The 14,146-nt window shown below is 64.6% G+C and carries 12 protein-coding genes; 9 read left to right on the forward strand and 3 right to left on the reverse strand.

Features of this window, described 5'->3' with window-relative positions; translation table 11 throughout:
* Positions 1-10 precede the first annotated feature (10 nt).
* The 4 genes from P2869_RS20820 (at position 11) to P2869_RS20835 (ending at position 3,856) form a co-directional block, all read left to right on the forward strand.
* Positions 11-1,048 (forward strand): L-idonate 5-dehydrogenase, encoded by a 1,038-nt coding sequence (locus P2869_RS20820; RefSeq protein ID WP_277599409.1) that lies wholly within the window; start codon positions 11-13, stop codon positions 1,046-1,048.
* A gap of 81 nt (positions 1,049-1,129) precedes the next feature.
* Positions 1,130-2,422, forward strand: coding sequence for an MFS transporter (locus tag P2869_RS20825; RefSeq protein WP_277599410.1), 1,293 nt, complete (start codon positions 1,130-1,132; stop codon positions 2,420-2,422).
* Between the two features lie 202 nt (positions 2,423-2,624).
* The gene (locus P2869_RS20830) at positions 2,625-3,368 is read left to right on the forward strand and encodes a GntR family transcriptional regulator (RefSeq protein ID WP_277599910.1); all 744 of its coding nucleotides are present in this window, start codon (positions 2,625-2,627) and stop codon (positions 3,366-3,368) included.
* Positions 3,369-3,433: 65 nt separating this feature from the next.
* A complete protein-coding gene (locus P2869_RS20835) occupies positions 3,434-3,856 on the forward strand; it encodes a hypothetical protein (protein ID WP_017777351.1) in 423 nt (140 codons plus the stop codon).
* A gap of 32 nt (positions 3,857-3,888) precedes the next feature.
* On the opposite strand, the gene P2869_RS20840 is transcribed toward P2869_RS20835, so the two are convergent.
* Complete coding sequence (locus P2869_RS20840; protein WP_277599411.1) at positions 3,889-4,116, reverse strand: hypothetical protein; 228 nt, start codon at positions 4,114-4,116, stop codon at positions 3,889-3,891.
* Positions 4,117-4,374: 258 nt separating this feature from the next.
* On the reverse strand, positions 4,375-5,322 hold the full coding sequence (locus P2869_RS20845) for a class I SAM-dependent methyltransferase (RefSeq protein WP_277599412.1): 948 nt from the start codon (positions 5,320-5,322) through the stop codon (positions 4,375-4,377).
* Positions 5,323-5,626: 304 nt separating this feature from the next.
* On the opposite strand from P2869_RS20845, the gene shiA reads away from it, so the two are divergent.
* Together shiA and P2869_RS20855 are read left to right on the forward strand one after the other, a co-directional pair.
* Positions 5,627-6,931 carry a shikimate transporter gene (shiA, locus tag P2869_RS20850; protein WP_017777354.1) on the forward strand — a complete coding sequence of 435 codons (1,305 nt, stop codon included), beginning with the start codon at positions 5,627-5,629 and terminating at the stop codon, positions 6,929-6,931.
* A gap of 92 nt (positions 6,932-7,023) precedes the next feature.
* Positions 7,024-7,794 (forward strand): IclR family transcriptional regulator C-terminal domain-containing protein, encoded by a 771-nt coding sequence (locus tag P2869_RS20855; RefSeq protein ID WP_277599413.1) that lies wholly within the window; start codon positions 7,024-7,026, stop codon positions 7,792-7,794.
* 88 nt (positions 7,795-7,882) lie between these two features.
* On the opposite strand, the gene P2869_RS20860 is transcribed toward P2869_RS20855, so the two are convergent.
* Positions 7,883-9,901, reverse strand: a complete 2,019-nt coding sequence (locus P2869_RS20860; protein WP_277599414.1) for an EAL domain-containing protein — start codon at positions 9,899-9,901, stop codon at positions 7,883-7,885.
* Positions 9,902-10,472: 571 nt separating this feature from the next.
* Between P2869_RS20860 and P2869_RS20865 the strand changes: the two genes are divergently transcribed.
* The 3 genes from P2869_RS20865 to P2869_RS20875 all read left to right on the forward strand — a co-directional run bounded on the left by P2869_RS20865 (position 10,473) and on the right by P2869_RS20875 (position 14,146).
* Positions 10,473-12,050 (forward strand): ABC transporter substrate-binding protein, encoded by a 1,578-nt coding sequence (locus P2869_RS20865; protein WP_017777357.1) that lies wholly within the window; start codon positions 10,473-10,475, stop codon positions 12,048-12,050.
* Positions 12,051-12,203: 153 nt separating this feature from the next.
* Positions 12,204-13,157, forward strand: coding sequence for an ABC transporter permease (locus P2869_RS20870; protein ID WP_017777358.1), 954 nt, complete (start codon positions 12,204-12,206; stop codon positions 13,155-13,157).
* 53 nt (positions 13,158-13,210) lie between these two features.
* A complete protein-coding gene (locus tag P2869_RS20875; protein ID WP_277599415.1) occupies positions 13,211-14,146 on the forward strand; it encodes an ABC transporter permease in 936 nt (311 codons plus the stop codon).

Here is a 14,146-nt window from a genome sequence, read left to right on the forward strand (position 1 = left end):
GGAGCTGACCATGCTGGCTGCGGTATTACATGAGCCCCAACGCATTTGTATCGACGAACTCGATCCGCCCGAACCCGCCGCAGGCCAGGTCCGCGTGCGCGTACGCGCGGGCGGCATCTGCGGATCGGACCTCTCGTATTACTTCAAGGGCAAGAGCGGCGACTTCGCGGTGCGCGAGCCGTTCATCCTCGGGCACGAAGCGGCAGGCGAGATCGACTGCGTGGGCGCAGACGTGACCGGCCTCGTGCGAGGGCAGCGCGTGGCCGTGAACCCTGGGCTCGCGTGCGGCACGTGCCGCTTCTGTCGCATGGGCATGCCGAACCATTGCCTCAACATGCGCTTCATGGGCAGTGCGTCCACGTTTCCGCACAGCCAGGGCATGTTCCGGCAGTTCATCGTGGTGAGCGCGACGCAGTGCGTGCCGGTGCCGGAAAGCCTCGGCTTCGCGCAGGCATCGATGGCCGAGCCACTTGCCGTCGCGTTGCATGCGGTGAAGCAGGCCGGCTCGCTCGTGGGCGCACGCGTGCTGCTCGTCGGCTGCGGGCCTATCGGATGCCTGTTGCTTGCCGTGGCGCAGCGTGCAGGGGCGCATCGCGTGGTGGCGGTGGATCTTTCCGACAAGGCGCTGCAAGTGGCTCGTTCGGTCGGCGCAGACGAAACCGTAAACGCCGCCGATGCCGACCAGATCGCCCGCTGGTCAGCGCAGCGCGGCACGTTCGACGTCGTGATCGAAGCCTCGGGTAGCCCTGCCGGGCTCGATACCGCGCTGCGTTCGGTGCGTGCGGGCGGCACGGTGACGCAGGTGGGCAATCTGCCGGCAGGGCAATCGCCGGTGGCGGCCAACCTCGTGATGTCGAAAGAGATTCGCTACATGGGCTCATTTCGCTTCGCCAACGAATACGCGGTTGCAGCCGATGAAATCGCATCGGGCCGCATCGACCTGAGCCCTTTGATGACGCATTCGTTTTCGCTTGCCGAAGCGAATCGGGCATTCGAGATTGCCCATGACCGTTCGCAGTCGATGAAGGTGCATTTGAGTTTCGATTAACGACCGCCGGACCTGGCCGCATCTGTGGTCCCATGTTTTTCACCAGACGCCCGTCAAGAGGCGAATATCAGGAGACACTTCATGATCAGGAGTCAGCGCTGGTTCGTCGTCGCCCTGTTTTTTCTCGCGGGCATCATCAACTATCTCGATCGCGCGGCGCTTTCCATCGCGGCGCCGCTGATCCAGCAGGACCTGCACTTCTCGCATGCGCAGCTCGGCATCGTCTTCAGCAGCTTTTTCATCGGCTACGCGTTGTTCAACTTCGTGGGCGGCGTGCTGTCTGACCGGTTGGGTGCGAAGCTCGTATTCGGCGTCGCGATGGGCGTGTGGTCGATCTTCTGCGGAGCCACAGCGCTCGCCACAGGAATCGTTTCGCTCATCGTGCTGCGCGTGCTGTTCGGCATGGGTGAAGGGCCGTTCAGCTCCACGAACAGCAAGATGGTCAACAACTGGTTTCCGCGCCGCGAAGTGGCGAGCGCCATCGGCGTGATCAGTTCGGGTACGCCGCTGGGCGGCGCGTTGGCTGGGCCTGTGGTCGGTTATCTCGCGGTGCAGTTCGGCTGGCGCTGGGCATTCGTCGGCATCATGCTGCTGGGTCTCGCATGGCTCGCGCTGTGGGTCACGACGACGACCGAGCGTCCTCACGACCACCCGCGCATCTCCGGCGAGGAACTCGCGCTGATCGAGGCCGGGCAGACCGGGCGAGAAGCCGCCACGCTCGCGCCGGAGGGCGCTGCCGCGCCGCTCGGCTACTACCTGCGCAAGCCGCTCGTGCTCGCCACGGCGTTCGCGTTTTTCTCGTACAACTACGTGCTGTTCTTCTTTCTCTCGTGGTTCCCCACTTACTTGACCGAGGCACATCATCTGAGCCTGCGCGACATGAGCTTTGCCACAGTCATTCCGTGGCTGCTCGGCAGCATCGGGCTCGCACTGGGCGGTTTCGTGTCGGACGGCATTTTGCGCATGACCGGTAAGGCCTTGCTGTCGCGCCGCATCGTGCTGGCCGTCTGTCTTGGCGCCACGGCCGTGTGCGTCGCACTTGCGGGCCGTGTGGCAAGCGTGAGCGGCGCGGTGACGTTGATGTCGCTTGCCATCTTCTTCCTGTACGTCACCGGCTCCGTGTACTGGGCCGTGATTCAGGACACGGTGCCGCGCGAACACGTGGGCGGTGCAGGCGGTTTCGTGCACCTGCTCGCCAACCTCGCCGGCGTGATCGGCCCTGCGATTACCGGCTTCATCGTGGAAGCCACGCATGGCGCGTACGGCAGTGCGTTCGTGCTGGCAGGCGGTGTGGCCGTACTCGGATCGATCTGCTCGGCCATCTGGATTCGCGAGCCTCGTGCACGGGCTTTGAGCGTGAAACGCGCGTGGTAGGATGGCGCGGTTCGAGCCGGTCCACGCCGTTCACGCCTTGCCGCGTTTTACTGGACTACGCTCTGCCCATCTGCTCCGCTCAACCGAGATGAAATCCGCTTCGAACCGTACCTCCGCCACTGCGCGTGTTGACCCGGCTGTCGCTCCGCGCGCTGCGGCGCCACGCGTGTCGCGTGTCACGCGCGCGGGGCGTGCCGCAAGCATGGCTGCGGCGCGCGTCGCACTGCCCGACCTCACCGATCAAGTGCAGCACGATTCGCACGAACCCATCGGCAAGCAGATTTTTCGTGTGCTGCGTGAGGCCATTTTCGCGGGACACATGACGCCCGGCACGCCACTCTCGGAGAAGGAAGTTTCCGAGATGTTCCATGTTTCGCGGCAGCCCGTGCGTGAAGCGTTCATCAAGCTGGTGGAAGCAGGCGTGCTTCAGGTGTTGCCGCAGCGTGGCACCTTCGTGAAGCGCATTTCGCCGCGCCAGGTTCGCGAAGGGCGGTTCATCCGCGAAGCGATCGAAACGGCAGTGGTGCGCAAGGCCGCTGCATCGATCAGCGACACCCAGTTGCAGGACCTTGCCGACAATATCCGCGAACAGAAAGTCGCGGCGCGCGCCAACGACACGGCAGCGTTCCTCACACTCGACGAAGCATTCCACCGCTCCATCGCGCAGTCCATCGACTGCACTGCCGCCTGGGACACCATTCAGGACATCAAGGCGCAGATGGACCGCGTGCGCTACCTCAGCTTGCCCGAGGTGTCGCCGCTCGATTTGCTGATCCGTCAGCACGCAAAGATTCTGGCGGCGTTGCGCACTCACGATGCCGGCGCCGCCGAGGAAGCAATGCGCGCGCATCTGCGTGAAATACTCGTCTCGCTCGGGCCCATTGCGGCGCGCAACCCCGACTGGTTCGAGGCCGACGAGCCCGAGCGCGTTCCGCTTTCCACCTGAAGTCCACTTGAGCGCGGGCCGAGCCGGGGCACCCGCTTGCACGAATCCATCGAAGAGAGGCGAACATGGACAACGCGTGGCAGTTCCAGCTCAGACTCACGGCTTCGGAGGCGTTGGCGCCCGAGCTGCGCAGCGATCCCTCCGGGCACGCGTATGCGCCGTTGCATGAGGTGCTGCAACGGCATGGCGCGCAGTTGGTGTGTCAGTACGACGCCTTTGCCGGCTATGTCAGCGAGGCCGAGAAAGAAGGCGTCGAAAAATATCCGCTTTATCAGTGGACGAAAGACACGATCGAAAACCCCGCGAAACAGGCGAAATACCTGAAGTCGTTCACGGTGTACGTGAAGGGCGACGAGGTGTACGGGAAGGACGTGGCGGACGCGCTGGAGCGTGAGCTACTGGCACTCGTGAATGAGGGGAGCGGTATCGAGCGCGTGGCGAAGTTCGATACGAATCCGGCCAACAATCCGCAGCCGCCTCAGCGCTGACTGCGGATTGCACGGGCCGCGTGCGCACCCTGCTACGAGCGGCGTGACGAACTCTTGCGCACGGTGGCGTCGAACAGCGCCTGCGCGGCGGCCAGTTCTTCCAACGCCTGTTCGAGTTCCAGCACGGCGCGCGAGTGATCGCGCTGCGCGCTGTCCGTTGCGGACGGCTCGGCACGCGTCGCGCGAAACGCCATATCGACCTTGCGCGTTGCCCAAACGAATCGCTCCGCCGCGCTTGCTTCCCGTGAATGCGAGCTCATTGCCATAGGACTCTCCATTGTTCATGGTCTTCGCGGTGTTCGGACCGCGAGCCAACGTAGAGAGATAGCTTGCCAGGAAGCGCGCACAAACACCAGGACAATGTTGCTCACGGCACACGCAAAGTGTGCATCGGCGATATACCGTGCACGTACCGCTGTTAACTTTCCGCAAGCGGTGTTAACCTTGCCGCTTTTCCGCTCGGCGGCGGCGCTCACACTCCTTCGCGCCATCGCAGTCTTGGCGTTTCGTGCCTTGTTTCAAGCCGGTTTTCGCGCGATGACGGTGGGGAACATCCGCGCATCGTCGTCGATGAATTCGACTTCCGTGAAACCCGCTTCTTCGAGTTGCTGCGCCGTCTGGGCATGCGTGCGATACGCACTCCACTTCGCATCGATCACGCGCACGAACAGCAGATATTGCAGCTGGAGCAGGGCGGGCTGCGTCTTCGCCATATCCCAGGGCGAGTCGGCCGACATCGTGGGCGCAGGCGTGAGGAAACTCGTAATGAGCGTGCCGCCCGGCTTGAGCGCCTTGAAAAACGAGCGGTACAGCGCGACGACGCGCACGTCGTCCGGCTCGTAGATGTTCAGGCCGTTGCTGGTCAGCACGTCCACGGCGTTTTCGAGCGACAGCGACCAGGCGTCTTCGCGGCGCAGCGTTACGCGCTCGCTCAGCCCGCGCGTTTCGGCGAGTTTGCGCGCGGCATCGAGTGCCTGTTGATCGAGATCGATGCCCGTCAGCGTGACGTCCTCGAACCCCGCGTAGTCGAGCAGCAACAGTTCGCCCATCAGCCCGCACGGCACCGATGCCAGCGCCATGCCGGGCGCGAGCCGCCTTTGCAACTGCTCGCGAAAGATGCCGAAACGCTGACGCGTGGCGAGCGTGGCCGGCAATGCTTCGAACACGCGTCGCTCCAGATCGGTGAGGGAATTCGCGAGCGCCGCCGAGGGGTCGTAGGTCACGAGTTGATGGGTCCACCACGCGTTGAGCCCGCGGTTCACCAACAGAAAGCGGCCCAGTTCGAAGCGGGAGAGTTCGTCGAGCAGCGCCAACTGCTGGTCGAGCGTGACGCCGGGCAGCGCCGGGGCCGCACGTAATCGCGACCTGGCCGATTCCAGCACGGCCTCAAAGCTTGCTTCTTCGCCGGGCCCGTGGGAGATCAGCCGGTCTTGCGCGGCGTCTGAAAGCGAGGTGGGTTTTTCCATGACTTTTGCACTTACCTTTCGTTGACCGATGCATCCGGAAGGACACGGACGGCGCAGGCGGAGCGACGTTGCCTTTTCGAAGCGCGACGGCGCCTGGTGCTAACCCGAGGAGCGTTCGACTATTGCACGCGAGCGTGCGATTATCGCACGTCGACATTTCGGGCCCGATTGCTCTCGTGCGGCTGCCGCCACTATCCTGCAAGCCACGGACGATATCACCGTGGCGCGCATGGCAGCGGCGATCCGCGCAACGCTCGCCGCCGCGCCGAAGACATATCCAGATAGAAAGTTCAGGAGACACATCATGCATTCAGCTGTCGATTCATCGCGCCTCGCGTACGGGGACAACACGCGCAGCGAAGCCCGGCGGGCGGCGCTCGGCAGCTTCGTCGGCGCGGTGGTGGACTGGTACGACTTCCTGTTGTACGGCATCGTCGCGGCGCTCGTGTTCAACAGCGCCTTCTTTCCGAACGTGAGCCCCACGATGGGCACGCTTGCCGCATTCGCGACGTTCGGCGTCGGCTTCCTGTTCCGGCCGCTCGGCGGCATCGTATTTGGCCACTTCGGCGACCGCCTCGGCCGCAAGCGCATGCTCGTGCTCACGGTCATGATGATGGGCCTCTCCACCATGTTGATCGGCTTCTTGCCCACCTTCGCCAGCATCGGCTGGTGGGCGCCCGTGTTGCTCGTCACGCTGCGCGCCATTCAGGGCTTCGCGGTGGGCGGCGAGTGGGGCGGGGCTGCGCTGATGGCCGTGGAATCCGCGCCCGCGAAGAAGAAGGCGTTCTACAGCAGCGGCGTGCAGGTGGGCTATGGCGTGGGGCTCGTGCTGGCCACGGGGCTCGTCTCGCTGCTCAGCCATCTGCTCGACAACGCCGCGTTCAAGTCGTGGGGCTGGCGCCTGCCGTTCGTGTTCAGCGTGGTGCTCGTGCTGATCGGTCTGTGGGTGCGCTCCAGCATGGCGGAGTCGCAGGAGTTCGTGGAAAAGGTCGAGAAGGGTCACCGCAAGCTGCGCATGCCCGTGATCGAGGCGCTGACCCGGCATCCGAAGGCGTTTTTGCTGATCGTTGCGCTGCGTCTGGCCGAGCTGTTCTCCATGTACATCGTGACGGCGTTCGCGCTCAGCTACTCCACGACGAACCTCGGCATGCCGCGCGAGTTCTTCCTCAACGTGAGCCTGCTCGTGGGCGCCGTGAGCTGCGTAACGATTCCGTGCTTTGCGTGGCTGGCCGACCGCTTCGGCCTGCGCCGCATCTACATGATCGGCGCGCTGATCGGCCTTGCGTGTGCCGTGCCGTTCTTTCTGGCCATGGAGGCGCGCTCGGTGGTCTGGATCACCGTCTTCGCCGTGCTGCTCGCCAACATGGCGCACGACATGGTGGTAAGCGTCCAGCAGCCGCTCTTCACCGAACTGTTCGGCGCCGAGTACCGCTACAGCGGCGCGGGCGTGGGCTACCAGTTCGCGAGCGTGGTGGGCGGCGGCTTCACGCCGTTCATCGCGGTGGCGCTCGTCAGCTTTGCCGGTGGCTCGTGGCACCTCGTGGCCGCGTATCTCTGTGCCGGCTGCGCGATCTCGCTGATCGTTGCCGCCTTCATGAAAAAGGCGTGAAAAAGGCCTGAAAAAAGCCTGATCCGCAACACATTGCGCCGCGGCTCGCCAGCCGCGCGCGCAACGATCGAACCACAACGGCCGCCACACGCATGAGCAAGACACCGCTGGCAAGGCGCGACTGGATCGCGGGCCTCGAAAAGGGCCTCGCGATCCTCGAAGCCTTCGACGACACCCATCCCCGCATGACGCCTACCCAGGCTGCGGAGCGTACGGGCTTGACGCGCACCGCCGCGCGCCGCTATCTGCTCACGCTCGAACATCTGGGCTATCTCTACACGGACGGCAAGCTCTTCGGACTCACGCCGCGCGTGCTGCGCGTCGGCTGGTCGTATTTCGATTCGGCGCGCCTGCCGCGCATGGTGCAACCGTATCTGCAGCAACTGAGCGCGGCGATAGGCGAGGGCGTGTACGTGAGCGTGCTCGACGAATGGGAACTCGTCTTCATCGCGCGCAACAGCCCGTCGCGCGTGATGACCACGGGCTTCGTGCTGGGTGCGCGCGTGCCGGCGCCGCTCACGTCGCCCGGCGTCGTGCTGCTCGCATTCGAGCCGGACGAGCACGCCGTGGTGGACTGGCTCAACTCGACCCCGCTGCACCCCTTCACGCCGCACACCATTACGGACCCCGCGAAGCTGTTGACCAGCATTCGCCGCGCCCGCGCGAAGGGCTACGCGATCATCGAGCAGCAATTGCAGGTGGGGGTAAGAGGCATCGCCATTCCGCTGAAAAACCGGCACGGCCAGGTGGTGGCGGCACTGAGCACCAACATGCCGATGGGCGACGAGACGGCGGACGCGTCGCTCAAGCGCGTGCTGCCGCACATGCAGGAAACGGCGCTGGCCATGCTCAACGTGCTTTGAATCGCTAAAGGGTGCGAGCCGTGCGGTCGGCCGCGTTGGCCTTCCGCATCTTCCGCGCCCGCCGCCCGCCATTCAGACTGCCGGCAACTCAAGCCGCCTGAATCGTTTCCCGGCTGAGCAGCGCACAGGCCGCGTCACCCGCCATCGGCTTGCCGAACAGATAGCCCTGCATCTTGCGGCACCCCAGCTCGTGCAGAATGCGCACCTGCTCCTCGTCTTCGGCGCCTTCCACCACGCAGTCCAGATCGAGGTTGCGGCACAGGTCCACGATGGACTTCACCACGCTTTGCCCCGTCGCGTTGTGCACGATGTCGCTCACGAAGCTGCGGTCGATCTTGATCTTGTCGAGCGGCAGCCGGTGCACGTAGGTGAGGCTCGAAAAGCCCGTACCGAAGTCGTCGAGTGCAATGCGCACGCCCAGTTGCTTGAGCAGCCGCAGCGATTCGCTTGCCAGATCGAAGTCGCTCACCAGCGCCGTTTCGGTGATCTCCATCTCGATGCGGTGAGGCGGCACGCCGCTCGCGAGCACGATGTCGGCGATGCGTTGCGTCGCTTCGGGCGAGCCGATGTCGCGCGCCGAAAGGTTGAACGACACCCACGTGTCGTCGGGCCAACGCCGCGCCTCGGCCAGCGCCTTTTTCAGCAGCACTTCGCTCACCACCAGGATGCGGTTGGAGCGCTCCGCACACGCGATGAATTCGGCAGGCGGCACCTCGCCTAACCGCTCATGCGTCCAGCGCGCCAGCGCCTCGAAACCCAGAATACGGTGGTTCGGCAATTCGACGATAGGCTGGAACGCGACCGTTAGCTCGTGCTCGAGGTCCGCATGTGCGAGCGCCTGTTCGATGAGCCCCATGCGGCGCCGCTCGCTTTCATGCGTGTGCGAGAAGATGACCGGTTCGCCCCGCGCGTTCTGCTTGGCGTAGTAGAGCGCGTGGTCGGCCTGCTCGAAGAGCAGTTCGGGGCGCTCGACCGGACCGTCCGACGCCGCAAAACCCACCGATGCCGTGAGCCGCAGCGTGAGGTCGCCCAATTCGTACGGCTGTTGAAGTAGCCGGCAGAGTACACGGCCGCGGGCCATCAATTCGTCTGTAGAGAGGTTTTCGCGCAGCAGCATGCCGAATTCGTCGCCGCCCAGCCGCGCGAAAAACACGGGGTTCGTGCTGACGTCCAGCAGGCGGCGGCCCACTTCGGCGAGCACGCGGTCACCGGTGCTGTGGCCGTAGGCGTCGTTGACGAGCTTGAAGTCGTCCAGATCGATGAGCCCGATCACAATAGGGCTCGCGCCTTTCTGCCGGATCGCGCTGTTGCTGTCCGCCGCTGACGCCATGCTGTCGATGTGCGCGAGGAACGCGCGCCGGTTCGGCAGGCCCGTGAGCGAATCGAGATTCGCGAGCCGGAAATTCTCGTCGCTCAAGCGCTGCGTTTCGGCCTGGCGCAACCGGAGCGTCACGGTGGATTCCACGAGCCGCGCAAAGTCGCGATAGTGCACGAGCAGCACGAAGATCATCGCGACCCATACGAGCAGCAGGTTCGCCGCCATCAGCATGAATACCAGGTTGCCCGTGAACGAAAAGAACACCACGAACGGCAGGATCACGATGGCGGCCAGCATGAGCGCCGCGCCGCGCAGGTGCATCAGGCAAAAAATGCAGCCGATCACGGTGATCGCCATGTAGAACGCCACGTGCGCCTGGGCATAGGCGTCGCCGTACTGGTAGAGGTTAAAACCCCAGCCAGTGAACAGCACGCCGAGCACGGGCACGAGGCGCAGCGTGAGCCGCAGCCGCCTCAGGTGCGTGGCCGTATCCACTTCGACGTTGCGAATGCGCCGCCACCAGAAGAGCCGCACGATGCAGAAGCCGCACAAGGCGCCGGGCGCCCAGACGGTCATCCACATGGGCGCCGAGTGCAGATGTGTGAGTGCAAGCGCCACGCTGTTGGTGACGAGGATGAAATACAGCAGAGGAATCTGCGTGGAAAGCGCAGCGGATTGCGAGCGGATGAGCTCGGGATTCTCCGCCGGAACCGCGAACAGCCTTGCGCATCTTTCGACGGCGCGTCTGCAGCGGAGTATCCATGCGCGATGAACCGGGCGACTTGTCATGATGTCCCGCTGACGTATTCAGAAACGACTTCAATGTAGCAATGTGAGTGCAGTCTCCTTGCGGCTGCTGCCTGCGGCGCGGATCTGGAATCTGGAAGCCCGCGCCCCGCGAAGCCGCGTGCTGCTACTCCCGTAAACGGCAGCAGAGCGGCCCGGCTTGAGCATTTTGGGGGTTTGTCCGCACCTGCAACCGCGCGGCGGGACGAAATCCTTGCAAATCATTGCCGCACGTCACGCATTGCCCGGGCAGACCGCGCGCTCTAAGGTGTAACCCCAACCTCCGGCCCTCGTGCAGAGGGCGCTGCCGCGGCCGTAGCAATTCCTGCTGCGAGAGCCTATCAAAACGGCGACTTTCGATTGCGCGCCTTCGCGAATCAGGACATTCCATTAATTTGGCGATGCTTAAATTCAATCAGCACGCGGGCGGTGAGCTTTGCCAGACAGGGCAGGCGCGGACCCCGGCGGGCGCAGGAGACCTTGCAGGCGACCAGCAAAAGGCGCGGCGAGCGATACCAGGAGCGGCAGCATAAAACACTGCGGTCACTTTCCCTTTGTCCGAGGAGCAGGTTCCATGAACGACGATGAAATCAAACAGGGTGGTTTCAGCCGCCGCGACATGATGCGTGTATTGGCTCTGGGCGGCATGCTGGCCTCGGGCGCGGGAGGCCTGCTTGCGGGGGCGAAGAGCGCCTTCGCGGCCGATGCGCCCAAACGCGGCGGCAAGGTACGCGCGGCTTACGAGTCGATATCCACATCCGATACGCTCGATCCTGCGAAGGGCTCCTCGGGCTCGGACTACATCCGCTTTTTCATGATCTACAGCGGGCTCACGCAGTTCGACCCGAGCCTCACGCCGCAGCCCGCGCTAGCCGAGTCGCTGGACACGACGGACGCGAAGACGTGGGTCGTGAAGCTGCGCAAGGGCGTGACCTTTCACGACGGCAAGCCGCTCACGCCCGCCGACGTGACGTACTCGCTGCTGCGCCACAAGAACCCGGCCACGGCGTCGAAGGTGAAGTCGCTGGCCGACCAGTTCGCCGACGTGAAGGCCACCGGCCCGAACGAAGTGACCATCACGCTCACGCAGCCGAATGCCGATCTGCCCGTTATTCTCGCCACGCCGCAGCTCGTCATCATCCGCGACGGTACGACGGATTTCTCCACCGCAGTGGGCACGGGCCCCTACAAGCTCAAGACCTTCAAACCCGGCGTCACCACGGTGGGCGTGCGTAACGACAACTACTGGCGCCAGGGCAAGCCCTACCTCGACGAGGTGGAACTGATCGGCATTTCCGACGACGCGGCCCGCGCGAACGCGCTGCTCTCGGGCGACGTGCATCTGATCAACGGCGTCGATCCGCGTGCCACACAACGCATTGCGTCCACGCCGGGCTACGCGATTCAGGAAACGAAGTCGGGCCTCTACACCGACCTCATCATGCGGCGCGACAACCCGCTCACCGGCAACCCGGACTTCGTGGAAGGCATGAAGTATCTGTTCGATCGCGATCAGATCCGCACGGCCGTGTTTCGCGGCTTTGCCGTGGTAGGCAACGACCAGCCGATTCCGCCTGGGCACCGCTACTACTTCGCGGGCTTGCCGCAGCGTCCCTACGATCTGGACCGCGCCAAGTTCCACCTGCAAAAGGCAGGCGCCATCGGCGCGGCGATTCCGCCCGTCTTCGCCACCTCGGACGCCAACGGTTCGATCGAAATGGCCGTGCTCATGCAACAAAGCGCGCAGAAGATCGGCATGAACCTGCAGGTGAACCGCGTGCCCGCGGACGGTTACTGGTCGAACCACTGGATGAAGCATCCGCTCGGCTTCGGCAGCATCAATCCGCGTCCCAGCGCCGACGTGCTCTTCACGCAGTTCTTCAAGTCCGATGCGCCGTGGAACGAGTCCGGGTGGAAGAACCCGAAGTTCGATCAACTACTGCTCGCCGCGCGCGCCGAAACCGACGACGCCAAGCGCAAGCAGATGTACGCCGACATGCAGGTGCTCGTGAGCAAGGAAGGCGGCATCGGCATTCCCACCTTCCTGAGCCTGCTGGATGGCTACGACAAGCGCCTGAAGGGCTTGGGTTCCATCCCGACCGGGGCGATGATGGGCTTCTCGTTTGCCGAGCACGTGTGGTGGGAAGCCTGATGCTCGCAGGCGCAGGCGCGCGTTGATGCGGCGCGCGCCGTGCTCCCGACGTTGTGGGGGCCCATACGACAGGCCGGCTGCGCGGTGGCACGCGCGGCCGGCGTCATCGCAACCGTGCTGTTGGGCGTCTAGCCGTTCTACCGGGCAGGAACCATGAACCAGACCGTTGCTTCGTTGATCGTGCGGCGCCTCGCGCTGACGCTGCTCATGCTGCTGATCGTGTCGCTCATCATTTTCACGATCACCAACCTGCTGCCCGGCGACGCGGCGCAGCAGGCGATGGGCCAGGCGGCCACGGCCGACACTGTGGCCGCGTTGCGCCAGCAGTTCGGGCTCGACCAGCCCGCCTGGCTGCGTTATCTCCACTGGCTCGCGGGCATCTCGCACGGCAACTTCGGCACGTCGCTTTCGGCGAGCATGCCCGTTAGCGAACTCATTGCGGGCCGCCTGCCGAAGTCGTTGTCGCTGGCTGCCATCACGACGGTGGTGTCCGTGCCGTTCGCCATCGGGCTCGGCATTCTGGCCGCCGTGAAGCAGGGCACGTTGCTCGATCGCATTGTGAGCCTCGGCACGCTGTCGCTGGTGGCCACGCCCGAATTCCTGATCGCCACGTTCGCGGTGCTGATCTTCGCCGTGAAGCTGCGCTGGCTTTCCGCGCTGTCGTACGGCGGCGAGATCGAAACGTTCAACCAGTTCCTGCGTGCCTACGCGATGCCCGTCATCACGCTGTGCTGCGTGATCGTCGCGCAGATGGCGCGCATGACGCGTGCCGCCGTGGTCGAGCAATTGCGCGCGTCGTATGTGGAAATGGCGATTCTCAAAGGGGCGCGGCCCGCGCGCGTCGTACTGCGTCACGCGTTGCCCAACGCGATCGGGCCTATCGCGAATGCAGTGGCGCTGAGCCTGTCGTATCTGCTGGGCGGCGTGATCATCGTGGAAACCATCTTCAACTATCCGGGGCTCGCGCGGCTCATGGTGGATGCCGTGAGCAATCGCGACATTCCGCTCGTGCAGGCGTGCACGATGCTGTTCTGTCTCGCGTATCTGATACTCGTCACGCTCGCGGACCTCTGCGCGATCGTGTCCAACCCGAGGTTGCGCACATGAACCGCCTCACTTTCCTGCGCCGTTCGCCGGTCGCGCTGACAAGGAGCGCCAGCATGTCTTCATCCTTTCCGGAACCCGCATCCGGCGGCGCGAACGGGGCCGGTGGTTCCACCGGTTCGGCGGGTTCCGCACCGCCTGCACGCCGCGCGCGGCGCAAGCTCCGGCTTTCGACGAGCGGACGCATCGGTCTCGTGATGGTGGCGTTCATGCTGTTCGTCGCGGTGATCGGCCCGTGGCTCGCGCCGCATTCCGAAGGCGCCATTGTGTCGCCGGACGTGTTCGCCGGCTTCAGCGCGAAGCTGCCGCTCGGCTCGGACTACATTGGCCGCGACATGCTGAGCCGCATCATTCACGGCACGCGCCTCACGGTGCTGCTCGCGCTGGCGGCGGCTTCCATGGCGGCCTTCGTCGGCACGAGTCTTGGGTTGCTCGCTGCAGTGGCGGGCAAGGCCGTGGACGAAACGATGAGCCGCGTGCTCGACGCCGTCAGCTCGATTCCCACCAAGATGTTTGCGTTGATGGTGGTGGCGGCGTTCGGCTCGTCGCTGCCGCTCCTGATTCTCACGGCCGCCGTGAGCTATACGCCCGGCGCCTATCGCATTGCACGCGCGCTCGCGGTGAACATCAGCTCGCTCGAGTACGTGCAGGTGGCGCGCGTGCGCGGCGAAAACGCGATCTACATCTGTTGCTTCGAAATCCTGCCGAACATGATTCACCCCATGCTCGCGGATCTGGGGCTGCGCTTCGTGTTCGTGGTGCTGCTGCTAAGCGGCCTCAGTTTCCTGGGCCTTGGCGTGCAGCCGCCGTACGCGGACCTGGGCTCGCTTGTGCGCGAGAACATTGCATGCCTGGGCGATGGCGCGCCTGTGGTGCTGATGCCGGCCATTGCCATTGCGCTGCTCACCGTGGGCGTGAACCTGCTGATCGATGGTCTGCGCGGCAGCACGGGTAACCGCCTGCGTGCGCGCCGGCCGGTAGGGGGAGCCTGA

It is taken from the genome of Paraburkholderia sp. SUR17 (assembly GCF_029536165.1).
Taxonomy (GTDB): domain Bacteria; phylum Pseudomonadota; class Gammaproteobacteria; order Burkholderiales; family Burkholderiaceae; genus Paraburkholderia; species Paraburkholderia kururiensis.

Excerpts from the sequence above, each read along its gene's own strand:
- P2869_RS20820 (WP_277599409.1), top strand. The coding sequence starts at position 11 with ATGCTGGCTGCGGTATTACATGAGCCCCAACGCATTTGTATCGACGAA.
- P2869_RS20825 (WP_277599410.1), top strand. The coding sequence starts at position 1,130 with ATGATCAGGAGTCAGCGCTGGTTCGTCGTCGCCCTGTTTTTTCTCGCG.
- P2869_RS20830 (WP_277599910.1), top strand. The coding sequence starts at position 2,625 with ATGGCTGCGGCGCGCGTCGCACTGCCCGACCTCACCGATCAAGTGCAG.
- P2869_RS20835 (WP_017777351.1), top strand. The coding sequence starts at position 3,434 with ATGGACAACGCGTGGCAGTTCCAGCTCAGACTCACGGCTTCGGAGGCG.
- P2869_RS20840 (WP_277599411.1), bottom strand. The coding sequence starts at position 4,116 with ATGAGCTCGCATTCACGGGAAGCAAGCGCGGCGGAGCGATTCGTTTGG.
- P2869_RS20845 (WP_277599412.1), bottom strand. The coding sequence starts at position 5,322 with ATGGAAAAACCCACCTCGCTTTCAGACGCCGCGCAAGACCGGCTGATC.
- shiA (WP_017777354.1), top strand. The coding sequence starts at position 5,627 with ATGCATTCAGCTGTCGATTCATCGCGCCTCGCGTACGGGGACAACACG.
- P2869_RS20855 (WP_277599413.1), top strand. The coding sequence starts at position 7,024 with ATGAGCAAGACACCGCTGGCAAGGCGCGACTGGATCGCGGGCCTCGAA.
- P2869_RS20860 (WP_277599414.1), bottom strand. The coding sequence starts at position 9,901 with ATGACAAGTCGCCCGGTTCATCGCGCATGGATACTCCGCTGCAGACGC.
- P2869_RS20865 (WP_017777357.1), top strand. The coding sequence starts at position 10,473 with ATGAACGACGATGAAATCAAACAGGGTGGTTTCAGCCGCCGCGACATG.
- P2869_RS20870 (WP_017777358.1), top strand. The coding sequence starts at position 12,204 with ATGAACCAGACCGTTGCTTCGTTGATCGTGCGGCGCCTCGCGCTGACG.
- P2869_RS20875 (WP_277599415.1), top strand. The coding sequence starts at position 13,211 with ATGTCTTCATCCTTTCCGGAACCCGCATCCGGCGGCGCGAACGGGGCC.